We start from the raw sequence: 23,980 nt of genomic DNA, 5'->3' as shown, positions 1-23,980 counted from the left end.
ATTTCCTAACAATTTTATTCTGCTGCTTCGGTCTTTTTAGCCGTTTTTTTCGCAACAGGTGGATTCGTTGGCGTACTATTAACCTGAACGACACCTTTAAGCAAGTTCGTCAGCTCATCTTTATTGTTAGCAAAATAGAATGCGAGCTTTTCGCCCACGCTTTCATCTATACCTAAATCAGCTTTTTGAATGAAGGGGATAAGGTTATCGGCGATATCGAGCATCTTATCGTAGGCATCAGCCTCCTTCTTAGATGTGAATGTCATCTTTTCAACCCCTTCTCTGACCACGACAAACTGTGTTATTACTGCCATGACTGCCCTCGCACTGTTTTTATATACAGTAACTAGAGTGACATAGATTGAACTTGTGATGCAAGTGTTCTGATTAATCTGATATTATTAGCGTACTTTCGTTGCCAAGATTATAAAGCGCTAGACTGTGCAGAACGGCTGATTAGCACTACACTTTGCACCGATCTCGCTGTTATTACTCCTATTTAGGCTAATATATATTTTTATATGCATGAAAACGCAGCAGAAAATTCAGTAATCCTTTGCCGTTCCTGCGATTTAGCAGTCCGCAAACGTGCCTTGCCAAGCGGTGTCAGAGCCCTTTGCCCCCGTTGCAGCACTGCACTTTATGACACTCCCTACTGCTCTGTAAATGGCATGCTCGCCCTATGTATCTCGGCACTAGTGTTTTATTTTCCAGCCAATTTTTTACCCGTACTCGAAATTCACTTTTTCGGTAGCATTCGCACCACCACGGTTTTTCAGGGCGCGTTTGCGGTATTTGACCAAGGTTATTGGGTCGTTGGTTTAGCCGTGCTTGCCGCCGCTGTGATTGGTCCAGGCTTATTACTGTTGTCGATACTGACGCAGATTTTGATTGTGAAATGGGGACTGAGTCGTCTTTTTTGGCGTAACTCATTAAAGCAATTATTGAAGTTTCATGGCGTATTATCACAGCTCACTATGCTGGAAATTTATGTGATCAGTTTTTTGGTTTCATCATTCCAGCTATCTGATTTTTCGGATATTTATTTTGGCATGGGCACATTTTGCTTCACTATGTTGTTTCTCGTGACTTTGTTTCTTCAACGAGAGTACGACTTAGAGCACATGTGGACGTTATTGGAAGGTCATCGCTGATATGAAGCAACAAGGTAAAGATATCGGCCTGTGTCTGTGTAAGGTCTGCCGCCAGCTCAATAGTAGTGACCTCACCCACTGCCAGCGCTGTGAAGCTGAGTTGCAGGTCAGGGACTATTCCAGCCTGCAAAAAAGTTGGGCTTTGTTGATTACCGCTGCCATCTTGCTGGTACCAGCGAATATTTACCCTATCACTATGCTGACCAACCAAGGGCAAGTGCGGCACGACACGATTTTTTCGGGCATTTTGCATTTAGTGCATTCAGATATGTTACCCATTGCCGTGATAGTTTTTACTGCCAGTATTTTAGTGCCATGGATTAAAATCATCGGCTTATCCATTTATCTGTGTGCGATCAGCTTTGATATTCCGATTTCAAAAAAGAAATTGATGGTGGGTTTTCACATCATCGAATGGATTGGTCGTTGGTCAATGCTCGATTTATTTGTCATCTCAATCACAGTGGCATTAGTGAATATGGGACAACTACTCGACGCGAAACCCGCGCCTGCCGCGACCGCATTTGCCTTGGTTATTCTGTTAACTCAGTTAGCCGCAAAAGTGTTAGACACTCGTTTACTCTGGGATCGATTGGAACCTCAAGATGACACAAATTGAATCGCCGAAAGTTGTAAAGAAAAAACTCTTTTCGCCCATTTGGCTACTGCCTATTGTCGCGTTGGCATTGGGTGCGTGGTTGGGCATTAAGAGCATTAAAGAATCGGGCGTTGAAATTCAAATTCACTTTCCGAGCGCCACTGGGATTGACGTAGGTAAAACCTTAGTCAAATACCAAGGCTTGACTGTCGGTAAAGTCAAAGACATAGGAATAGATGAAGATCTCAAGGGCGTAAACGTTAAAGTCATGATGGACTACCGTGCTAAGCCTTTCTTAAATAAGGAAACTCTCTTCTGGCTGGTCACCCCTAAGGCCAGTATCACAGGTGTTGAAGGCTTAGATGCATTGTTCTCAGGTAACTACATTGCGATTCAACCGGGTAAAGGCAATGCGTCAACCTTCTTCGAGGCTGAGCGCCAACCGCCGCCGATGCAAATCGGCTCAGAAGGTGTGATGGTCGAACTGACCTCAGACAAACTCGGTTCGTTGGATGTTGGCTCGCCAATATTTTTCCGCCAAATCCCCGTGGGCAGTGTGGTCAGCTATCGTTTAGATGGTAATCAAAGAGTCATCATCAGCGCCTTCATTCAAGAGCAATACGCGCGATTAGTGAAGAAAAACTCCCACTTTTGGAATGTCTCCGGCGTCAAAATTGATGCATCACTGACAGGCGTTAAAGTCAGCTCTGAGAGTTTGGCATCCATTCTGGCTGGCGGCGTGAGTTTTAGCTCTGATGATAAAGCGGATATTGCCAAAAACGGTGACATTTTTTCGCTTTATGATTCAGAAACCACAGCCCTTGGCGGCATAGAAATAAACCTGACCATGGCTGATGCTAACGGTGTCGACAAAGGCACTCGTATTGTTTATCGCGGCATCAATATCGGCAGCATTTTAAGCAAGCAACTCACCGCGAATGGCGTAATAGCCGTGGCTAAGTTTGAACCTCAATACGGTTCACTGTTAACTAACGACGGGGTGTTTTGGCTTGAAGGTGCCGATATTTCCCTCTCAGGCATTAAAAATCCAGAGCGTTTACTAACGGGCAGCGTGATTAACTTCCTGCCGGGCATTAATACAAAAACGGCGATGCCAAGCAGTTTTGCCTTACAAGCCAAAGCGCCTGATTTACTGCAATCAAAGAAGCGTTTCTTGACCTTAACCTCAGCCGAAAACATGGGTATTTCAGCGGGCGCTGAAGTTCGCTTTAAGCAAATCCCTATTGGCTCAGTGCTTGCGGTTAAGTTAACCAAAGATTTATCGGCGGTGGAATACCAACTCGAGTTACAACCTGAGTTTGCTAGCCTAATTCGCAGCGACAGCTATTTTGTCCCTGAGTCGGCATTAACAGTAAAAGCATCACTAGACAGCGTTTCAGTCAAAGCAAGGGATTTTACGACGCTCACTCAAGGTGCGGTTAGCTTGATCCAAGGCCACAGCGATACACCACTCGCCGCCAACAGCGCCCTCACCTTGTTTAGCTCAGTGGATGCCGCGACAGCCTTTTATGATCGTCAGCAACAAGTGCATCTAACCTTAATCAGTCAAGATGGCGCAGATGTCAGCCAAGGCTCACCGATTTACTATAAAAAGATGCAAATTGGCACAGTTGACTCAGTGAACTGGCAAAGTAAGACCGAAGACTTTGCTATCAAGCTCGCTATCGACAAACAATTCCAGCCCTTGCTGAAAAAGCCGAATGTGTTCTGGCGTAACAGCGCCGTGGATATTAGCGCCAGTCTTGCGGGCATTGATGTTGCGGTCGCGCCGCTTCAAGGAGCATTAAAGGGCAGCATCAGTCTGGGATTGCTTGATAGCAATGGCAAAGCCAGCAATACAGCTAACTTAAAACTCTATGAGAGCAAGCAGTTGGCATTAACGCAGGCGCAGGCAATTCGCCTCACCTTACCCGCTTCAAGTAAACTGACGGCCAAAGCAGCGATTCGCTATCAAGGTCATCAAGTGGGTGAAGTGTCGCAGGTGAAGCTCAATGCCGATCTCAATACACTCACTGCAACGGCCTATCTCTACGGCGAATACGCCGAACATTTCAGCCGCAGCGACTGTGAATATCATCTAGTGGATGCGCAAATTTCTCTAGCAGGAATTAAAGCACCAGAAACCTTGATCACTGGCCCTTACATCGGTGTGCTACCGGGTACAAGCAGTCAAAAAGCGACCCAGTTTGTTGCCAACCTCGCTGCCAGCAGCTATGCCAACGTTGCCGAAGATGCGCTAAAATTCACCTTAGAAGATAACAACTTAGGCTCGATGAAAGTCGGCACACCTATCTTCTTCCGTGGTATCAAAGTCGGTCAAATCGATGGTTATCACCTGTCGACACAGGGCAATAGCGTGCTGATGCAAGCCCATATTGAGCCGCAGTACAGTCACTTAGTGAATCAAAGCAGTCAGTTCTGGGATGCTTCTGGAATTAAAGTCGATGTTGGCCTCTTTTCAGGTGCGCAAATCGAAGCGGGCTCGCTGGAAACCTTACTCGCTGGCGGTATTAATGTCGCGACTAAGGACACGACTCAAGAGGTTAATCGTTTAGCAGCAGGAACAGTATTAAGATTGCAACACAAAGCCGAAAACGAATGGCAGGAATGGGCACCCGCCCAGTAATTCTTTTCTTCAAAATACTTACACCAACGCACTAATATTAAAGCTCTTAAAAGTCAATCAGGCGCATTATGCGCCTGATTTATTTTTAGCTTCCCTTGCAATTCTATTGAGACATTCTAGGTCGCTCAACACTCTAACCCCTTATCCATAAAACCAATAACAAACGGCAATCGCAGCGCTGATCCCTGCAAAATCCGCGGTTAACCCACAGGCTAAGGCGTGGCGGCCATGGCGAATACCCACAGAGCCAAAATACACGGCGAGTACGTAAAAAGTGGTTTCAGTGCTACCCTGAAAAATCGCCGCTAATCGGCCTGCAAAAGAATCGACGCCGTGATGATCCATGGTCTCGAGCATCATGGCTCTGGCACCTGAGCCACTAAAAGGTTTCATCAGCGCGGTCGGCATAGCATCGACAAAACGCGTATCGAAACCCAATATCCGTACGCCACTGGCAATCAAGTGCAACAGATAATCCAAAGCGCCGGATGCGCGCAGTAAACCTATAGCCAATAACATGGCGAGCAAATAAGGGATCAGCTGGATAGATTGGGCAAAACCCGCCTTCGCCCCTTCAATAAACTCATCATAAACCGCCACCTTACGGATGCCCGCAACAATGACGAAGGTAAACACTAATAACAATAAAATGCCGTTACCCATTGCCGTCGACACTGTGCCAATGGCTTCAGCACTTAAGGTCATCAGATAAAAACCACTCGCCACTAGGCCAGAGAGCATCAAGGCGCCATAACCGAGCACCACAGAGTTCAATAACGAAATCCGCTGCACTAACGCCACTACCAGTAAGCCCGCCAATGTCGAGGCCGAGGTTGCCAGTAAAATCGGTAGGAAAATATCCGCAGGCGCGGCTGCACCTTGCTGGGCACGGTAAAGGAATACTGTCACAGGCACTAAGGTCACAGAGGAAGTATTGAGCACTAAAAATAAGATTTGTGCATTAGTCGCCACGGTTTTTAGCGGATTTAAACTCTGCAAATCATGCATTGCCCTTAAACCAAGCGGCGTGGCGGCATTATCTAAACCGAAGATATTCGCCGTTAAATTCATCGTGATACTGCCAAAGGCGGGATGGCCCTTGGGCACTTCTGGCATCAAACGGCGCAGTAAGGGCTCAAACACAAAGGCGATAGCGCTGACCACTCCGGCCTTCTCGCCCACCTGCATTAACCCCATCCACAGGGAAAGTACACCAATCAGCCCAAGGGAAATTTCGGCGGCAAGCTTAGCGCTCGCAAATAATGCGGCGACCGAAGCCGATAGGACTTCTATGTGCCCATTGAACAGTTGCACCGCTATTGCTAGCAATGCCGTGATAAAAAAAGCTAACCACACGCGATTCAGCACTCTAATCCCCTTATTTTTATTTGTTTTTATTCTATTAGCTCATGACTACTGAGTGCTAGCTTTATGGCGACTCATTGCAATATTACGGTAATCGTCAGTGCATAAACCTCAAATCACCATAACGACTGAGGCACTTGGGATAAAATCTCAGACCCAATAAGGGATTATGATATACTCGCGCCAGTTGATACACAGTCTATTTTCCTATGGTTCAATGAAATCAATGGTTCAATTAAATCAAAATTTTATCGATACAATCACCCAAGAACTCCCCGCCCATTTATCCATGGACGAGTTTATTGCCGCTTGCGACAGGCCGCTTAGACGTTCAATTCGGGTCAATACCTTAAAAATCAGCAGCGACGACTTTAAGACTCTGATGCAACCTAAGGGCTGGACGTTCGATCCTATTCCTTGGTGTGAAGACGGATTTTGGATCAGTTACGATGAAGAAGAACAACTCGGCAATGCCTTAGAGCACATTCAGGGCTTATTCTACATTCAAGAAGCCAGCTCTATGTTGCCGCCAACCGCACTTTTTACGCCTAGTGCATTTACGACTAGTGCAAAGTGGCAGTACGTACTCGATCTCGCCTCTGCGCCGGGTTCAAAAACCACGCAAATGGCCGCATTGATGCAAAACCAAGGTTTATTGGTGGCGAATGAGTATTCGGCGAGCCGCGTGAAAGTATTGCACGCCAATGTGCTGCGCATGGGCGCAAGTCACTGCGCTCTCACCCATTTCGATGGCCGTGTGTTTGGCGAATACCTATACGAAACTTTCGATGCCGTGCTCATTGATGCGCCCTGTGGCGGCGAAGGCACAGTGCGTAAAGACGCCGATGCGTTAAAACATTGGAGTCTTGACGATGTGTTGGCGATTAGCGAAACCCAAAAAGCCTTAATCGAATCGGCGTTTCTCGCCCTGAAACCCGGCGGCAATTTGGTCTACTCGACCTGCACCTTAAACCGTCTCGAAAACCAAGGTGTGTGCGAGTATTTAAAGCAAGTCTACGGCGATGCCGTGCAATTTGAATCCTTAAGTGATTTATTTGATGGCGCTGAGCGAGCCACGACTGCCGAAGGCTTCTTGCATGTCTGGCCGCAAATTTACGACAGTGAAGGTTTCTTTGTCGCTAAATTGACAAAAACAGCCTCTGTGCCGCGGTTACAGCCTGAGCCTAAACTGCAGAAAAATTTCCCCTTCACGGCCGCATCAGCGAAACAAGCCCAAGGGATCAAAGACTATTTTCAGCAGGATTTAGGCATCAGCTTACCGGACGAACTCATCATGGTTCGCGATGATGAATTCTGGCTATTTCCCCATGAATTCAACGCGTTTATCGGCCGTATGCGCTTTCAGCGTATTGGCATTAAACTCGCAGATAACAGTAAGCACGGTTTTAAAGTCCGCCATGAAGCGATTATTGCTTTAGCGGGAAAACAACTTAGCCCAACGGCAAAAACGGTCGATGTGAGCGATGTTGAAGCCAAAGAGTATTTGATGGGGCGAGATATTCCCTTAGCTACCGCAGGCAAAGCCCAAGGTGAAGTGATCGTCTGTTATGGCGGCGCGCCGTTAGGCATGGCGAAACATTTAGGCAATAAGTTAAAAAACAATCTGCCCAGAGACTTAGTGAAAGATAAAGTGTTATTGCTACCAGAACAGACAAAATCGTTATAGTTCTGCTGTTTTTTAGCGATAAATAACCTAAAAAAGGGGAAGGTGAACGCGACTCTAGGGCAAAAGCTCGACTACACTGAGTCTATTGTAAAGCGCACTGCATGGCGCTTTCACCTGTAGCGCACGGCTCTTCAACGAGCCATTCCCCTAGGCCCAAACAGCTTTCATCGTTTTGGGCCTTTTTTTATGCCAATGTCTTTTTGCCTGAGCCTTTTTGCCTGAGCCTTTTTGCCTGAGCCTTTATGTCTCAGTATTGGCAATCGCGCAATCGCATAACATGGGTCAAAACACTTAAAGCTAACGGCCGACTAAACGCGCCGCATCTTTGAATAAATTAAAGAAGTTATTACTGGTGTACTCAGCAAGATCCTCGTAGCGCTCACCTCTAAGCTCGGCCACAAACTCAGCAACATCACGCACATAAGCGGGCTGGTTCTCTTGACCACGGTGTGGAATAGGCGCCAAATAAGGCGAATCCGTTTCAACCAGCAGGCGATCCTGTGGCACTTTACGGATAACAGTGCGAAGTTCACCGGCATTTTTAAAGGTGACTATGCCTGATACTGAAATGTAAAAGCCAAGGTCAATCGCCGCTTTCGCCATTTCCCAGTTCTCGGTAAAGCAATGCAGTACGCCGCCGACTTTATCCGCGTTGCCCTGCTTAAGCATAGTGATCGTGTCTTCACGTGCATCACGGGTATGGACAATCAAAGGTTTATTCACTTCGACCGCAAGGGCGATCTGCTGCTCAAAACATTGTTGTTGCAGCAATTTAGTTTCGTCGGCATAAAAATAATCTAGGCCAGTTTCACCAATCGCGACCACTTTAGGATCGGTGGCAAAGCGGCGGATTTGCTCAACATCGAGACCTTCTTTAACGTCTAATGGATGCACGCCCGATGACAAAAATACCTGATCGAAGGCTGCAACTTTATCTCGCATCGATTCAAATCCCTGCTGGCGCACGTTGACGCATAGCATATAGTCCACGCCACGGGCTTTCGCGCTGGCCAGAATATGTTCTAGGGTTTGTTGATCAGGCGCCGCTTTAAGGCGATCGAGATGGCAGTGTGAATCAATAAGCACAGGGATTTCCAAGCAGAATAACAAAAGGACGACAAGGATACCCAGCCAAGGGATCGAGGTCAAATTCCACGGAGGTGAAGTATCAATTTAGAGTGCGGGCCAATGTTAAAACTAGAACAGTTAAACGAGAGTAACGCTTAAAGCAGAGCATTTAAACCTAAGTAACCTTCAAACCAGAGCAATAATGCGGGCCAACCTACATAGTGCAGGTTAGATCGCCGGAGGCCAGTTCGCGGGACAGTAATTTTTCGATGTGGTGTTTATGGCTATCGGGCTCAGAAACAATTTTAATGCCAATGCCTACAGGACGGCCGCCCGAAGCACCTAAGGGATTGATCCATACCACGACACCGCGAAATTCATTCGTTATGGTCGCGCCCGGTAAGCGATACGCAATCGTCAGCGGCTGGCCAAGGTAATGCCCTTCACTGGTGGCTATGAATAATCCTGCCGGCTTAATAAAAGGCATATAGGCACGATATAGCTGATGTAAGGTATCAAAATTAACGACGAGATCTACCATGGCATATTACTTATTTGTTATCTCTCTATATTCTAAGACATAACTTTGACACAAGGCCAGATAATTGACGCTCGGCATTGTACTTAAGCTATGACACATTCCCATGATCTTGGCCGCCAAGTTCCCGAGCTGCGCATGGATAAACGCATCTTGGTGGCTATTTTTCAGTAACACCTGTCGTATAAGCAGGTATAAAACCTTAAGAACATCAATTATTTGTTGTTCACTTATAGTTAACAAACTAGCACACAGATGACCAGACGACAAACTTTGGGCCCAATCTTTGCGAAACTGTAGCAAGGATTGATAACGGCTCTGTTGACTACCTTCAGACTGCAAACTCTCTGCCAACTTTAGCGGTCCACCCACCACACTCAAGCACCAAGTGACATCTTCTTGGATATCACATTGCTGCGCTAACCAGTTTTTGATGATCTCTCGGCTTGGCACAACGAAGGGAATGCGCTGACAGCGGCTGCTGACCGTCGCCATCAGACGTGCAGGCGTATTCGACTGCAATATCAGTAAAGTGTCTTTACCCGGCTCTTCAAGGGTTTTAAGGAGAGCGTTGGCGGCAGCGGAGTTAAGCCGCTCGCTATGATGAATAATCGCCACCCGCATACCGCTTTGCTGGGCTGTCGCCGTAAGACGCGTGCAAAGCTCACGAATTTGATCGACTTTAATTTGATTGCCATCGGCGGCAATATGGTAAAAATCGGGATGATTGCCCGCATCAAAGAGCTGACAAGACTTACAAAAACCGCAGGCCCCCACAGGCGTTGGCTGCAAACACATGGCCGCGCGCGCCATAAACACACTCAGCAGCTCACCACCATAGGCAGAATCAATGCCGACAAGCTGCGCATGGGGCATTTTTTGCCGCGTGAGTTGCGCTAAAAATGCCTGCCTTGGCCCTTCGAGCCAAGGCAATTGCGCAGCCGTAAACCCAGACTCAACTACCATGCCATCGCCTGTAGTACGGCTAAGATATCTTTATGCACTTCGGCCATGGTTTGACTCGCATCGATAACCACTATGCTGTCATCTTCGCTGGCAAGTTTAAGGTAAGTCGCGCGAGCCCGTTCAAAGAAATCAATCGCTTGTTGCTCAATTCTATCAAGCTCACCGCGTTTAGCCGCGCGGGTTAGCCCAAGCTTAGGATCTAAATCTAAGTACAAGGTGAGATCGGGTTTAAAGCCTTTAAGGGTGGCAGTGCTAACCGCCTCCACTAACGGCATTAAGCCCCTGCCACCACCTTGATAGGCCAATGACGATAAATTGTGTCTGTCACCCAATACCCATTGACTCTGCGCAAGCGCGGGCTTAATGACATTGGCAACCAACTGGGCTCTGGCGGCATAGATGAGTAAACACTCGGCCTCGTCACACAGGGGATCGGTCGCATCGGCAATTTTGACTAAGTCACGGATACGTTCGGCCAGTGGCGTGCCACCCGGCTCGCGGGTGCAGATCGGCGCTTTACCCGTATGTTTTTCAATAAAGTCGCGAATAAGGTTAATCGCACTCGACTTACCCGCGCCTTCTAAACCTTCAATAACGATAAATTTTGCAAAAACTGACATTGGATTTTCTTTCTCTGCATTTTTACTTTGGTGATTTTTCTGGCGTCGCCGTTTTTTTCTTACGCTGATACACATCTACAGCTTGGTTGTGTGCTTCAAGTGTGCTTGAAAACACATGGGTACCATCGTTGCGTGACACGAAATAGAGATAACTCACACTAGCAGGTTTAGACACGGCCATCAGTGAGGCTTTACTCGGTGCTGCAATCGGCGTTGGCGGTAATCCAAAAATACGGTAAGTGTTAAAAGGTGTCTCTTCGACTAAATCTTTACGGGTGATATTGCCCTTATAGCGTTCGCCCATGCCATAAATAACCGTCGGGTCGGTTTGCAGACGCATGCCTTGATTAAGACGATTAACGAATACTCCGGCAATTTGGTCGCGCTCATGGGCTTGGCCGGTTTCCTTCTCAACTATCGATGCCAAGATCAGCATTTCATAGGGGGATTTTAACGGCAAATTCGGCGCCCGTTCTGCCCACGCTTTGGCAAGCTCTTGCTCCATCATCTTATAGCTTTGAGTCAGCAGGACTTTAACATCCGCCTCGGCGGTATAATGATAAGTGTCGGGGAAGAATTTACCCTCTGGCAAACCTGAGTCATCGCCCTGCGCCATCAACACGGCGGCAAACACCTCTGGTGACATCTGTAAATGCGGCGCACTGGCAAGTTGTTGTTCCCATTCAACGATGGTTTTTCCTTCAACTAAGGTCAAACTGAAGGTTTTCACTTTTCCGGCAATCAAATCATTCAGCAAATCGGTAATGGTTTGTGAAGGTGAAATTTCGTAAAGACCCGAGCGGATCTTAGCAAGCTCAGGGCGGAACTTAAGTAGCCACTTGAGTTTCCACGTGTCTTGAATCACGCCATCGTCGGCAAGTTGCTGTGCAAGCTGGTTGACGCTGGTACCGCGTTCAACGGTCAGCTCTTTAGGCTCGCTGAGACTCAGCGGCGTTTGACTGTATTCGATAACAGTTTGATAGCCCCAAAAGGCGCCCAAACAGACTAATGTCAGCAAGGTCAACAGGGTTGAACTGGCGATAAGAATGAGTTTTTTCATAGGGTGAGTGAAAGTGTCTGTCTAAGTTGCGCGGTAATCGGAGCACGGCTGAACTTGCGCGAGTCTATCGCCAGCACATCCACAATTCCTAAAACGCTGTTAGTGATAAACGCTGAGTCAAATTCAATTAAACGCTCGGCGCCAACGGGCAAACATTCGATATTCATGTTCTGTTCAAGCAAGGCTATCATAACCTGTTCACGCATCACACCCGCCACGCCGCACTGTGCTAATGAAGGGGTTATAACGCGATTGCCTTTGATAAAAAACACATTCGCCATCGAAGATTCAATCACATTGTCTTCGATATCGTTAACTAACCAGTCATCAAACCCCTGTGGTAAAGGGTGGGATTTTATTAAGACTTGTTCGAGTCGATTTAAATGCTTCATCCCAGCCAACAAGGGCTGCAAACCCAATCGTATCGATGAGGTTTTAAGGCAAATGCCCGCTTGCTGCCACTTTGCATAATGGCTTGGGATCGTATGAACTGAGACGATTTCGGTAGGATTAACCGTTTCTGGTGGTGTGTAACCACGGCCACCGACACCACGGGTAACGATTAACTTAATGCAATGATGTGGATATTCAATGGCTAAGGCATGAAACTTCTGTTGCAGTGCTTCACTCATTTGCCATTGAAACCCAAGCCTTGCGGCGCCTGCGGTTAAACGAGCTTGATGGGCGTTGAAAAACAAAATCCCCTCAGCGCCTGTTCGCATAGTCGCAAACAGGCCATCACCGTAGGCAAGCCCTCGATCGGAAGGGTCGACACTCGCCTGCGATGCGCCATTCACCCAAAACACTTGTGTTAGTCCTGACTGATACGGCTGGCAACCGCTTCTTGCTGATCTTTGTATTTAGCACTTTTACGGGTGTTATAAGGACGTGCTACCGCATGATTGAGGCGTTCAAAGTTAAGCGCGCCTATGGTCATACGTGGACGCAGGGCCAAAGGTAACTTGCCGCTGTTATAGAACTCGAGCACGATTTTACCCTGCCAACCCGGATCGATACGGTGCGCAGTCACGTGCACCATCAGGCCTAAACGCGCCAATGATGAACGACCATCGAGCCAACCGACGATATCGGCGGGCAGCGTCACGCTCTCGTAAGTCACCGCCAAGGCCAATTCACCAGGATGCAAGAAAAACGCTTCGCCATCAGGGATTTCGATAATCTCACTCATCACCCGATCAAGCGCAGCTTGCATCTCGACGCTTGGACCACTCAAGTCGATATAAGGCGCAGTATGATCTTTAAAGACGCGAAACTGTCCACCTAAGCGCACATCAACACTGACGCCTGAAATAGCTTCTATGCCTGGGCGAGGTTCTATTACGATAGTGCCGTTATCAAGGGCCTGTTCAATTTCGATATCGGTTAAGCGCATCTTGCCTATTACTCCTTGAGTTTATATGCCGTTATTTTGCCAGTAAATGTTGGATACGAGTTTTTAAAATATCGGTCGCAATACGATTCTTACCGCCACGGGGAACGATAATATCGGCGTATTGTTTCGACGGTTCGATAAACTGTAAGAACATAGGACGCACGGTTTTCTTGTACTGAGAAATCACAGATTCCATCGTACGGCCGCGTTCTGCCACATCACGGGTTAGGCGACGTAGGAAACAAATGTCCAGCGGCGTGTCCATAAACACACTCGCGTCCATCAACGCACGTAACTTAGGATCGGTCAGCAGTAAGATACCTTCTAAAATGATCACCTTTTTCGGTGTCATCGTCAGAGTTTCTGCTGTACGAGTGTGCTCTGTGTAGCTATAACAAGGGATATCAACAGCTTCGCCAGACTTAAGCAACTGTAAATGGGTGCACAACAGTTGATGGTCCAACGCTTTAGGATGATCGTAATTCGTTAATACCCGTTCATCCATGGATAAATGACTCTGATCGCGATAGTACGCGTCTTCATTAATTACCCCAATTTGATCTGTGCCTAAATCGCGGCGTAATTCGTCAAAAATCGTTTTGGCAATTAAACTTTTGCCCGATGCTGACGCGCCAGCAATTGCAATAATGACACACTGCTGAGAATTCATACCCTTAAACCTTACTCGTCATCTGAAACACTAATAGAAACTGTTTTCTGGCTTTGCTTTAAAGCCAATTCTGCGCCCACTTTACGGGCAATTTCCCGATAAAGTGCGGCTACTTCACTGTCTGGATCGGCAACGACCGTCGGCGCACCGTTATCCATGGCTTCACGGATATTAATGTGCAGCGGTAAGGCGCCTAACAGTGGAACTTGATAACGCTCGGCGATTTTACTGCCACCGTGTGTTCCAAATGGATGTTCTTTATGGCCACACTCGGGACATAAATGGAAACTCATGTTCTCGACGATACCCAACACAGGAATGTTCACTTTCTGGAACATATTGATGCCCTTCTTGGCATCGGCCAGCGCGATATCCTGCGGCGTAGTGACGATAACAGCACCACTCACCGGCACTTTTTGCGACAGGGTTAATTGAATATCACCCGTACCCGGCGGCATATCGACGACTAAATAATCCAGCTCTGGCCATTGGGTTTCATTGAGCAGTTGCGCTAAGGCGCCCGCTGCCATTGGGCCACGCCACACGGCGGCTTCATCACTGCTGAGCATAAACCCAATCGATTGCGCGGCAATGCCATGGGCACTGGCGGCGGTCATATGTTTGCCATCGGGGGAAAGCGGTCTGAAATTAGGAATACCTAGCATCATAGGCACTGACGGGCCGTAAATATCCGCATCGAGAATACCCACCTGCGCGCCTTCAGCCGCTAAGGCCAAGGCTAAGTTCACCGCTGTGGTTGATTTACCCACACCGCCCTTACCTGAGGCAACGGCAATCACTTGCTTCACATTGGCAATAGGTGCGATAGAAGATAACGCTGAATAGGCTTTAGGTTGAAAATCGATTTCACACTCGACTTCATCGATAGCATCGAGCACGGCCAACTTGTTGGTCAACGCCATCACAGTGTCGCGATACTGGGTCATGCAAGGGTATGGATAGACTAAGCCAAGCTGCAAACGCTTACCTTCCAACGCCAGTTTATTTACGCATCCTGCGCTCACTAACCCTTTCGCGAGATACGGGTCAACAAATGAATCGAGAATAGCCAGAACTGGCCCGAGAAGATCGTCATTTAGACGATAATCAGTTTGAGTTGAAGACAAAAGAATTACCCCCACCAATAAATTTGCCCAAGTGTACCAGATAATGCAGAAAACATTAGCGCAGATTTAGCTCAATCGGCTCAGCTTTTGATGAAAATCATCCTGTAATCGGTTAGTATCTCTACCAATATTTTTGGCCCACCACGATATTTGAGACAAGATGGCAACTTCACAACGTAAAATTCTCGTGACCAGCGCACTTCCCTACGCAAACGGACCGATACATTTAGGTCACATGTTGGAATACATCCAGACAGATATCTGGTCGCGTTATCAAAAACTTCGTGGACATGAGTGCCACTATATTTGTGCCGATGACGCCCATGGCACGCCGATCATGCTTAAAGCCCAGCAATTAGGCATAGCGCCTGAAGATATGATCGCCCAAGTGAACAAAGAACATCAGCAGGATTTTGCCGATTTTAATGTCGCCTTCGATAACTATCACAGCACCCACAGCGAAGAAAACCGTCTCATGGCGAGCGATATTTATCTCAAGCTACGGGACAACGGCTACATCAAGAGCAAGAGCATTTCTCAGTTATTCGATCCTGAAAAATCCATGTTCCTACCCGACCGCTTCGTAAAAGGCACTTGCCCTAAGTGTAAGTCACCTGATCAATATGGCGATAACTGTGATTCTTGCGGCGCGACTTACAGCCCAACTGAACTGATCAATCCAAAATCAGCGGTATCGGGTGCAACGCCAGTGATGAAAGACACTGAGCACTTTTTCTTCGACCTGCCCGCCTTCGAAGGCATGCTAAAAGAGTGGACTCGCTCTGGCGCTCTGCAAGTCGAAATGGCCAATAAACTCGATGAATGGTTTGAGCAAGGTCTGCAGCAATGGGACATCACCCGTGATGCACCGTATTTTGGTTTCGAAATTCCCGATGCACCGGGCAAGTATTTCTACGTGTGGTTAGATGCGCCTATCGGCTACATGGGTTCATTCAAAAACCTGTGTGCAAAACGTCCTGAGCTGAGCTTCGATGAATTCTGGGGTAAAGATTCTACTGCTGAGGTTTATCACTTCATCGGTAAAGACATCGTTTACTTCCATAGCCTCTTCTGGCCAGCCATGCTGCACGGCTCAGGTTATCGTCAGCCAAACAGCGTCTATGCCCACGGTTATGTGACGGTCAATGGCGCGAAGATGTCAAAATCGAAAGGCACGTTCATTAAGGCGCGTACCTATTTAGATCATTTAGATCCTGAATATTTACGTTACTACTACGCCGCTAAACTCAGCAGCCGTATCGACGATTTAGATTTAAATCTGGAAGATTTCGCCCAGCGCGTGAACTCAGATTTAGTCGGTAAACTAGTGAACTTAGCCTCGCGCACAGCAGGTTTTATCACTAAACGCTTCGATGGCAAGCTAGCGAAAATTAACGACACTACCCTGACCGAAGCGTTTTTAGCCAAGCAAGACGTGATTGCCGATTTTTACGAGTCGCGCGAATACGGCAAAGCGATGCGCGAAATCATGGCGCTGGCGGATATTGCCAACGGGTTTGTGGCTGATGCTGCACCTTGGCAAATGGTGAAACATGACGATCAACAGGAAGCAGCCCATCAAGTGTGTTCAAACGCCTTGAATCTGTTCCGTATTCTCGTGACGTATCTAAAACCTGTATTGCCACGTTTAGCCCAAGATGTAGAAGCCTTCTTCCAATTGCCACTCACTTGGAATGCATTGAGCCAAGATTTAGCGGGTCATGAAATCGCCCCATTCAAGGCAATGATGCAACGTGTTGAGCTAGATAAAGTTAACGCTATGGTTGCTGATTCCAAGGATAACCTGCAAGTCACGGCCGATGCACCAAAGACGGCAGCGCCTGAAAAAACCGCTAAAGCTTCATCGGTAAGCAGTGAACCGCTGGTTGACGATCCGATCAGTGAGACCATCAACTTTGATGATTTTGCGAAAATCGACCTGCGTATCGCTCGCATCGTCAAAGCAGAGCATGTTGCTGACGCTGACAAGTTACTCAAGTTACAACTCGACATCGGTGGTGAAACGCGCCAAGTGTTTGCTGGGATCAAATCGGCCTATTCGCCAGAAGATCTCGAAGGCAAGTTGACTGTTATGGTGGCTAACTTAGCGCCACGTAAGATGCGTTTTGGCATGTCAGAAGGCATGGTGTTAGCCGCAGGCCCTGGTGGCAGCGACCTGTGGATTTTAGAACCCCATGAAGGCGCACAGCCTGGCATGCGTGTTAAGTAATCTGCGCTAGATAACGCTCAAAAAATCAATAAGGCCGCATTTTATGTGGCCTTATTTGTTGGTTTTGACTGTTAGCCAATTCGTGGTGCCTAGTGTCACTTTGTCTTTTAAAAGACTGAGTTTACGCCACTAGGTTTAGCAAACAGGTTTAAGCGACTAGTTTAACTGACAGGTTTAAGTGACAGGTTTCAGAAAACGAGTTAATGCTCGTATTTCTATCGACAAGGAGTGTGATATTCATATCTGTGACAGGTCTAAAATCGACGCAGTGTTCAGTGAATCATTCGAGGAGTAATTATGGAAAATATCGTTGAGCAGTTGCTGTTTTCTTCCTCGATTACGGGTCCAATCTGTTTGATGTTAGCGCTCGGTGTGATCCTAAAACGCACCCAAATCATCAATGAAAACTTTATTGATGTCGCATCAAAATTAGTCTTTAACGTGACGCTGCCAGCCTTGCTGTTCCTTAGCATTATTAGCTCCAATCACGATCTCGCCTCCAGTGCGCCCTTAATTGGCTATGGTTTAGCGGCCAATTTCCTGTTTTTTATACTCTCCACCTATGCAACTGGGCGGCTATTTCCCAAGCACAAAGACCAAGGCGTGATCATTCAAGGGGGATTCAGGGCTAATACCGCGATTATCGGCTTAGCTTATGTTTCCAACGCCTACGGCAGTTCTGGTGTTGCTTTAGCTGCGGTTTATGTCGCCTCGATGACGCTGCTCTACAATATTCAAGCGGTTATTTGCCTAAGCCCTAAAGGCGAAGAATCCAGCCAACGCGCATTTGGCGTGATTATTAAAACCATTACCAAAAACCCGCTGATCATTGCCATTATGGTCGGTATGTTGTTCTATTTACTTGCAATTCCAATACCGAAAATGGTGCTCGATGCGGGCCAATATTTTGCCAATATGACCCTGCCACTAGCGTTACTGTGCACTGGCGGTTCGCTCGATATTGGTTCACTCAAACATGAAAAGCATTCAACTTGGTTCTCGACCGCATTGAAACTGATCTTTGCCCCGCTTTTTATCACGATTGGGGCCTTGCTGTTGGGCTATCGAGGGATTGAGTTAGCGCTGGTCTTTTTAATGAGTTCTGCTCCCACCGCAGCCGCAAGCTATGTGATGGCACGCGCTATGGGTGGCAATGCCCCCCTTGCGGCCAATATTATCGCGCTGACCACAGTCTGCTCGTTAATCACGTGCACCTTAGGCATCTTTGTATTGTCCACTTTGGGGCTGATCTAGCTACAGCTAAAGGCTAAGAGCTAATTGCTCAAACGCTAGAGGAACAAGTTTGAGTGCTGATAAGTCACCATAACTCACAGTAAAAAAGGCGAGCCATGCTCGCCTTTCGATTAGGGATAAAACGGTTAGATAGTCACCATAAGCCGCTTAATTAATGGATTAGACCGGATTGGTGATATCTACAAAATGATGCACTAAATCAAACTCGCGGGCGAGATGACGGCCTAAGGCTTGAATACCGAAACGTTCAGTCGCATGGTGCCCCGCCGCAAAATAATGTATGCCCTGCTCCACCGCACTGTGGAAAGTGCGTTCGGACACTTCACCACTGATAAACGCATCCACACCTAAACTCGCCGCAACATCGATATAGTCCTGCGCGCCGCCAGTACACCAAGCTAAATGTTGGATCTTGTCATCGCCATCACCTATATGCAGTGGGGCTCTGCCTAACGCATCCTCAAGGGTGTGAGAAAATTCGCTAGCACTAACTGCAAGATCAAGTTTTCCACGCCACAGCAGCCCCTGAGCCACCTCTTCGATGGCTTCTGCGTCGACGATCCCAAGTTTCCTGCCTAAGGTCGCGTTATTACCGAGCATTGGGTGGGCATCTAAGGGCAAATGATAGCCAAATAAATTAATATCATGCTTGAGCAGTGCCTTAATCCGCCGTTGTTTCATGCCAGTGATCACTTCAGGCTCATTCTTCCAAAAAAAGCCGTGATGAACCAAAATCGCATCGGCGTTTAATCGAATAGCTTCATCGATCAAAGCCTGACACGCAGTCACGCCCGTCACTATGGTGCAGATTTCATCCTTGCCTTCTACCTGCAGCCCATTGGGCGCGTAATCTTTAAACGCCGATACATGTAAAAAATCGGCTAAATATTGGGTTAATTCTGTCCGTGTCATTGCTTTACCGTCCTTTACCCGAGATGATCATTTACTGAAGATGACGACTTATTCAAGATAAGACAGTCGCTTACATCGCGACATCAACACGCACACCACCTTGCAGATAGACGACACGTACTCTGTCACCCGCATTGAATACCATGCCAGCATCATAGTCTTGGATCACCATAACTTGGGTGCCATCTTCTTGATTGATCATCAATTCCACCAGCTTCAATGACTGCACGCTCGTGCCACTGCCATAACGATTGCCGATACCGCCACCAATCAAGGCACCTAAAATGGTCGCCACATCACGGCCAGAACCGCCACCAAACTGATTGCCAATCACCCCACCCGCTAAGGCGCCACCAAAGGTTTTCCAACCTCGATTACGGTCTTCAATCAGCTGGGTTTCAGTGATATTACGTACCGAAGTGATATCGCCATAGAGCACTTTCTCGACAGGCACGGCTTGATTACGGTCATAACCCGCACTCGCGGGGCTGAGGATAAACGCAAAAATAAACATAAAGCTTGCTAGAGTAGGTTTCCACATATCTGAATTTCCGCTAACTTAATAATAAGGTCTATAACTAAATCATACTCAATTGTGAAGTCACTGTCTTTTCTGAATCACGAATTTGAAGCTTTTCCTTCGCCCGAACTCGCCTTAACCGATCCTAATGGGTTATTGGCTATCGGCGGCGACTTACGTCCTGAACGCTTACTCTCGGCTTACTACAACGGTATTTTTCCTTGGTTTAACTCAGATGATCCTATTTTGTGGTGGTCGCCCGATCCCCGCGCCGTGTTTATTCCCGGTGAAGTCCACATCAGCACAAGTTTGCGGAAATACTTAAAAAAACAACCTTGGCGGATCACAATCAATCACGCTTTCACCGATGTAATGGCGGGATGCGCGCAGCCAAGAGAAAAACAGAGCGGCACTTGGATTACTCAAGAAATTCAAATGGCCTATCGCGAACTGCATCACACAGGTCACGCCCATTCCATTGAAGTCTGGGAAGGCGAACGTTTAATTGGTGGGCTTTACGGCTTAGCAATCGGCCAAGTGTTTTGCGGCGAATCCATGTTTCACCGTAAAACTAATGCGTCCAAGGCCGCCGTTGCAGCGCTGCAACAGCATTTACTCAAAATGGGATTCAAACTCATCGATGCACAAGTGATGAATCCTCACCTAGAAAGTTTGGGAGCCAAAGCCATTAAACGCATTGATTTTATAACGTTACTGAGCGAACTGAGAAACAATCCCGTGGACCCAACGACTTGGACCACTAAAGAGGTCATCCTTGAACTCGAGTAAAGCATCGATCGCTATCGGTATCAGTCAAATATTTCCCTGCAGCTACCTCGATGGCCAGCAGGAGCAGCTACTAGTCATCCAAGAAGATACGCTCGATCCCATTTTATTTGAGCGTTTACTCGCGGTGGGTTTTCGCCGCAGTGGCGGCTCCATCTATAAACCCCGTTGCCCAAGGTGCAGCGCGTGCCAGCCTATTCGTGTGCCAGCGCATGAATTTGTGCCATCGAAACGTCAAAAACGGACTTTAGCAAAAAACCAAGATCTGACCTGGCGAATTACATCGGAACAAACCGCCGAACAGTATGCCCTGTATGAACATTACATTCGTGAGCGGCATTTTGATGGCCCTATGTTCCCCCCGAGTGAAGATCAATATCATCACTTTCTTTTTTGCCATTGGTTGCCGCCGACGTTTATCGAAGTCTATAACGGCGATAAATTATTAGCCGTAGCGGTCACAGATACCTTACCCAATAGTCTGTCGGCGATTTACAGCTATTTTGACCCCGACGAAGAACAGCGTTCCCTCGGCGCTCTGTTAATTTTAATTCAGTGCCGATTGGCAAAACTCATGGACAAAGAATTTGTTTATCTCGGATATCAAATAGATGAAAACCGTAAGATGTCCTACAAGCGTTTATATCGCCCATATCAAATTCTCACACCGACGGGCTGGGAGTATTCCCAAGTTTGCTAAGTACTTCCCCTTTACAGCAGGGTGAATTTGGGGCATGATACGCCCGTTTTTTATATTCGAAGGCTAATGGGATAATTAATTAATGGCGAAAGAAGACAACATTGAAATGCAAGGCACTATCCTTGAAACCTTGCCAAACACAATGTTTCGTGTAGAGCTTGAAAATGGTCATGTGGTGATAGCCCACATTTCAGGCAAAATGCGCAAAAACTACATCAGGATCCTTACTGGCGATAAAGTTACCGTCCAGCTGACTCCTTATGATCTGACCAAAGGTCGCATTGTCTTCCGCGCACGCTGATATAGCCTCTTAGATTTAAAAACCCGGCAAGGCCGGGTTTTTTTGTTTGCGAAAGATGAAAAAAATGGCTGCAATTGCAGCCATTTTTATGTCTAAAACTAATGGATAATCAAGCGTTAAGCTTTTGTTGTCGCTTTTTCGTGACGTTCGGTACGAATGACAAGCTCGCCCTCCTTCACATCCACATGCGCCACACCGCCTGACTCTAAGACACCAAATAAGATCTCGTCTGCCAATGGACGTTTGATCAATTCGGTCACGACTCGAGCCATTGGACGCGCGCCCATGTTCTTGTCGTAGCCTTTCTCGGCCAACAAGGTTCTGGCTTCGTCGCTGACTTCCAAAGTAACGTGTTTTGCATCCAATTGAGCCTGCAATTCCACCAAGAATTTATCGACCACTTTGGCGATAATCGTCATATCCAAATGGTTGAACCAAATGATGGAATCGAGACGATTTCGAAATTCTGGCGAAAATACCCGATTAATTTCAGATAACGCATCTTGGGTGTGATCTTGTTGGGTAAAGCCAATCGACTTACGAATAGTCTCCTGAACACCCGCGTTCGTTGTCATCACCAAAGTCACGTGTCTGAAGTCAGCCTTACGACCATTATTGTCGGTCAAAGTACCGTGATCCATCACCTGCAACAGCAAGTTATAGACATCGCGGTGGGCCTTCTCGATTTCATCCAATAGCACCACACAGTGCGGATTTTTAATCACAGCATCGGTGAGCAAGCCACCTTGGTCATAACCCACATATCCAGGAGGCGCACCAATCAAGCGTGACACTGTATGGCTTTCCATGTACTCAGACATATCAAAGCGCACCAGTTTCATCCCTAAACAGTTGGCCAGTTGGTTAGTGACTTCGGTTTTACCCACACCGGTGGGACCCGCGAATAAGAAGCTCCCCACAGGTTTCCTGTCTGTGCCTAAGCCACTGCGTGATAAACGAATGGCCGAACTCAGACTCTCAATGGCCTTGTCTTGGCCAAAGACCACCATCTTAAGGTTACGCTCAAGATTACGCAGTAAGTCCTTATCAGTGGCGGACACCGACTTCTCAGGGATACGCGCCATTTTCGCCACTATCGACTCAATCTCAGCTTGGCCTATGGTCTTTTTACGTTTGCTCATAGGCAACATCACCATACGCGCACCCGCTTCATCGATCACATCGATGGCTTTATCGGGTAAATGTCTGTCATTGATGTGCTTGGCCGACAATACCGCAGCGCTGCTGATCGCAGCCTGTGTATAACGAACTCCATGATATTCTTCGTATTTAGACTTAAGCCCCATCAAAATCTTAGTGGTTTCTTCCACTGAAGGCTCATTGATATCCACCTTTTGGAAACGACGTGCAAGTGCGCGGTCTTTCTCAAAAATACTTTGATATTCTTGGAAAGTTGTCGAGCCCATGCAGCGCAAGTTGCCGCTAGATAGTAAAGGTTTCAGCAGATTAGAGGCATCCATTACGCCGCCAGAGGCCGCGCCCGCACCGATAATGGTGTGGATCTCATCGATGAATAGAATGGCATGCTTATCGGCAGCCAGTTCTTTCAACAGGTTCTTAAAGCGCTTTTCAAAGTCGCCGCGATACTTAGTTCCCGCCAGCAGTGAACCTAAATCCAAGGAATACACTGTCGCTTCAAGCATCACATCGGGCACTTGTTTATTGACGATGCGATACGCCAGCCCTTCGGCAATCGCCGTTTTACCTACGCCCGCCTCACCCACTAACAGTGGATTATTTTTACGGCGACGGCACAGGGTTTGAATCGCGCGCTCAATTTCTTGATCACGACCAATCAGTGGGTCGATGATCCCTTGCTTAGCAAGTTGATTTAAGTTGGACGCAAATTGCGACAACATGCTGCGCTCTTCGCTACTTTCGCCCTGATCTTCAACCCGTTCTTGATCTTGATGTGACTCAGCATCATCATTTTTGGCGAAACCATGGGAAATAAAATTCACAACGTCTAGGCGACTAATATCGCAGCGGCGCAGTAAATACACGGCTTGGGATTCTTGCTCACTGAAAATGGCAACTAACACGTTAGCGCCGTTCACTTCATTGCGACCCGATGACTGCACATGGAATACTGCACGTTGCAGCACTCGTTGGAACCCCAGCGTCGGCTGAGTTTCTTTGTCATCATCAATATCGGCAATGATTGGGGTTGTTTGTTGGATAAAGCTTGCCACTTCATCTCTGAGTTTATCTAGATTCGCTCCACAGGCGATTAACGCTTCTTGAGCCGCAGGATTGTCGATCAGAGCTAATAACAGATGTTCCACTGTCATATACTCGTGACGCGCGTCTCTGGCTTGCTGAAACGCCAGATTTAAGGTGACTTCCAGGTCTTTGTTCAGCAT

Annotated in this window: 23 protein-coding genes; 9 read left to right on the top strand and 14 right to left on the bottom strand. The window is 47.4% G+C overall.

Features of this window, described 5'->3' with window-relative positions; genetic code table 11:
- Window positions 1-14 precede the first annotated feature (14 nt).
- On the bottom strand, window positions 15-314 hold the full coding sequence (locus AC5YB3_RS21670; RefSeq protein WP_006086275.1) for a YebG family protein: 300 nt from the start codon (window positions 312-314) through the stop codon (window positions 15-17).
- A 207-nt stretch (window positions 315-521) separates the two neighbouring features.
- On the opposite strand from AC5YB3_RS21670, the gene AC5YB3_RS21665 reads away from it, so the two are divergent.
- The 3 genes from AC5YB3_RS21665 to AC5YB3_RS21655 are packed head-to-tail and all read left to right on the top strand — an operon-like array spanning window position 522 to window position 4,399.
- Window positions 522-1,154, top strand: coding sequence for a paraquat-inducible protein A (locus tag AC5YB3_RS21665; protein WP_006081914.1), 633 nt, complete (start codon window positions 522-524; stop codon window positions 1,152-1,154).
- 1 nt (window position 1,155) lies between these two features.
- On the top strand, window positions 1,156-1,773 hold the full coding sequence (locus tag AC5YB3_RS21660; RefSeq protein WP_011846987.1) for a paraquat-inducible protein A: 618 nt from the start codon (window positions 1,156-1,158) through the stop codon (window positions 1,771-1,773).
- On the top strand, window positions 1,760-4,399 hold the full coding sequence (locus AC5YB3_RS21655; protein ID WP_432341895.1) for a PqiB family protein: 2,640 nt from the start codon (window positions 1,760-1,762) through the stop codon (window positions 4,397-4,399). Before AC5YB3_RS21660 ends, AC5YB3_RS21655 begins: the two co-directional genes overlap by 14 nt.
- A gap of 141 nt (window positions 4,400-4,540) precedes the next feature.
- On the opposite strand, the gene AC5YB3_RS21650 is transcribed toward AC5YB3_RS21655, so the two are convergent.
- On the bottom strand, window positions 4,541-5,767 hold the full coding sequence (locus AC5YB3_RS21650; protein ID WP_259528833.1) for a nucleoside recognition domain-containing protein: 1,227 nt from the start codon (window positions 5,765-5,767) through the stop codon (window positions 4,541-4,543).
- Window positions 5,768-5,990: 223 nt separating this feature from the next.
- Here AC5YB3_RS21650 and rsmF point away from each other — a divergent pair, with 223 nt between their 5' ends.
- Window positions 5,991-7,451 carry a 16S rRNA (cytosine(1407)-C(5))-methyltransferase RsmF gene (rsmF, locus tag AC5YB3_RS21645; RefSeq protein ID WP_259528834.1) on the top strand — a complete coding sequence of 487 codons (1,461 nt, stop codon included), beginning with the start codon at window positions 5,991-5,993 and terminating at the stop codon, window positions 7,449-7,451.
- 297 nt (window positions 7,452-7,748) lie between these two features.
- Here rsmF and AC5YB3_RS21640 read toward each other — a convergent pair whose 3' ends face one another.
- The 9 genes from AC5YB3_RS21640 to apbC all read right to left on the bottom strand — a co-directional run bounded on the left by AC5YB3_RS21640 (window position 7,749) and on the right by apbC (window position 14,893).
- Complete coding sequence (locus tag AC5YB3_RS21640; protein ID WP_006086270.1) at window positions 7,749-8,537, bottom strand: TatD family hydrolase; 789 nt, start codon at window positions 8,535-8,537, stop codon at window positions 7,749-7,751.
- Between the two features lie 196 nt (window positions 8,538-8,733).
- Window positions 8,734-9,060: a PilZ domain-containing protein gene (locus AC5YB3_RS21635; RefSeq protein ID WP_006081920.1), complete on the bottom strand. Its 327-nt coding sequence runs from the start codon at window positions 9,058-9,060 to the stop codon at window positions 8,734-8,736.
- Between the two features lie 6 nt (window positions 9,061-9,066).
- Window positions 9,067-10,023 (bottom strand): DNA polymerase III subunit delta', encoded by a 957-nt coding sequence (holB, locus tag AC5YB3_RS21630; RefSeq protein WP_494526146.1) that lies wholly within the window; start codon window positions 10,021-10,023, stop codon window positions 9,067-9,069.
- Window positions 10,017-10,643, bottom strand: coding sequence for a dTMP kinase (gene tmk, locus AC5YB3_RS21625; RefSeq protein ID WP_494526145.1), 627 nt, complete (start codon window positions 10,641-10,643; stop codon window positions 10,017-10,019). Before tmk ends, holB begins: the two co-directional genes overlap by 7 nt.
- Window positions 10,644-10,665: 22 nt before the next feature.
- Window positions 10,666-11,703: an endolytic transglycosylase MltG gene (gene mltG, locus AC5YB3_RS21620; protein ID WP_494526144.1), complete on the bottom strand. Its 1,038-nt coding sequence runs from the start codon at window positions 11,701-11,703 to the stop codon at window positions 10,666-10,668.
- Window positions 11,700-12,509, bottom strand: coding sequence for an aminodeoxychorismate lyase (gene pabC, locus AC5YB3_RS21615; protein ID WP_494526143.1), 810 nt, complete (start codon window positions 12,507-12,509; stop codon window positions 11,700-11,702). The genes mltG and pabC overlap by 4 nt, the downstream gene beginning before the upstream one ends.
- Before the next feature lie 5 nt (window positions 12,510-12,514).
- Window positions 12,515-13,096 (bottom strand): dCTP deaminase, encoded by a 582-nt coding sequence (gene dcd, locus AC5YB3_RS21610; protein WP_006081925.1) that lies wholly within the window; start codon window positions 13,094-13,096, stop codon window positions 12,515-12,517.
- Between the two features lie 31 nt (window positions 13,097-13,127).
- Window positions 13,128-13,766, bottom strand: coding sequence for a uridine kinase (udk, locus tag AC5YB3_RS21605; protein ID WP_011846994.1), 639 nt, complete (start codon window positions 13,764-13,766; stop codon window positions 13,128-13,130).
- A gap of 11 nt (window positions 13,767-13,777) precedes the next feature.
- On the bottom strand, window positions 13,778-14,893 hold the full coding sequence (gene apbC / locus AC5YB3_RS21600; protein WP_259528838.1) for an iron-sulfur cluster carrier protein ApbC: 1,116 nt from the start codon (window positions 14,891-14,893) through the stop codon (window positions 13,778-13,780).
- 160 nt (window positions 14,894-15,053) lie between these two features.
- Here apbC and metG point away from each other — a divergent pair, with 160 nt between their 5' ends.
- A complete protein-coding gene (gene metG / locus AC5YB3_RS21595; protein WP_494526142.1) occupies window positions 15,054-17,123 on the top strand; it encodes a methionine--tRNA ligase in 2,070 nt (689 codons plus the stop codon).
- Between the two features lie 297 nt (window positions 17,124-17,420).
- A complete protein-coding gene (locus AC5YB3_RS21590) occupies window positions 17,421-18,377 on the top strand; it encodes an AEC family transporter (RefSeq protein WP_494526141.1) in 957 nt (318 codons plus the stop codon).
- Window positions 18,378-18,536: 159 nt separating this feature from the next.
- Here the strand turns inward: AC5YB3_RS21590 and AC5YB3_RS21585 are convergent, their stop codons facing one another.
- Together AC5YB3_RS21585 and AC5YB3_RS21580 are read right to left on the bottom strand one after the other, a co-directional pair.
- The gene (locus AC5YB3_RS21585) at window positions 18,537-19,289 is read right to left on the bottom strand and encodes a Nif3-like dinuclear metal center hexameric protein (protein ID WP_494526140.1); all 753 of its coding nucleotides are present in this window, start codon (window positions 19,287-19,289) and stop codon (window positions 18,537-18,539) included.
- A 70-nt stretch (window positions 19,290-19,359) separates the two neighbouring features.
- The gene (locus tag AC5YB3_RS21580) at window positions 19,360-19,830 is read right to left on the bottom strand and encodes an outer membrane lipoprotein (RefSeq protein WP_006081931.1); all 471 of its coding nucleotides are present in this window, start codon (window positions 19,828-19,830) and stop codon (window positions 19,360-19,362) included.
- Between the two features lie 54 nt (window positions 19,831-19,884).
- Here AC5YB3_RS21580 and aat point away from each other — a divergent pair, with 54 nt between their 5' ends.
- From aat to infA, 3 genes are all read left to right on the top strand, one after another.
- Window positions 19,885-20,598 carry a leucyl/phenylalanyl-tRNA--protein transferase gene (gene aat / locus AC5YB3_RS21575; protein ID WP_071939370.1) on the top strand — a complete coding sequence of 238 codons (714 nt, stop codon included), beginning with the start codon at window positions 19,885-19,887 and terminating at the stop codon, window positions 20,596-20,598.
- Window positions 20,585-21,295 carry an arginyltransferase gene (locus AC5YB3_RS21570; protein WP_347097390.1) on the top strand — a complete coding sequence of 237 codons (711 nt, stop codon included), beginning with the start codon at window positions 20,585-20,587 and terminating at the stop codon, window positions 21,293-21,295. Before aat ends, AC5YB3_RS21570 begins: the two co-directional genes overlap by 14 nt.
- A gap of 82 nt (window positions 21,296-21,377) precedes the next feature.
- Window positions 21,378-21,596, top strand: a complete 219-nt coding sequence (gene infA, locus AC5YB3_RS21565; protein WP_006081934.1) for a translation initiation factor IF-1 — start codon at window positions 21,378-21,380, stop codon at window positions 21,594-21,596.
- Window positions 21,597-21,712: 116 nt separating this feature from the next.
- On the opposite strand, the gene clpA is transcribed toward infA, so the two are convergent.
- On the bottom strand, window positions 21,713-23,980 hold the full coding sequence (gene clpA, locus AC5YB3_RS21560; RefSeq protein ID WP_006081935.1) for an ATP-dependent Clp protease ATP-binding subunit ClpA: 2,268 nt from the start codon (window positions 23,978-23,980) through the stop codon (window positions 21,713-21,715).

Source organism: Shewanella sp. 1311 (assembly GCF_059338235.1).
Note: the sequence above shows the minus strand (reverse complement) of the source record. Positions and strands in the feature narration are given on the sequence as shown.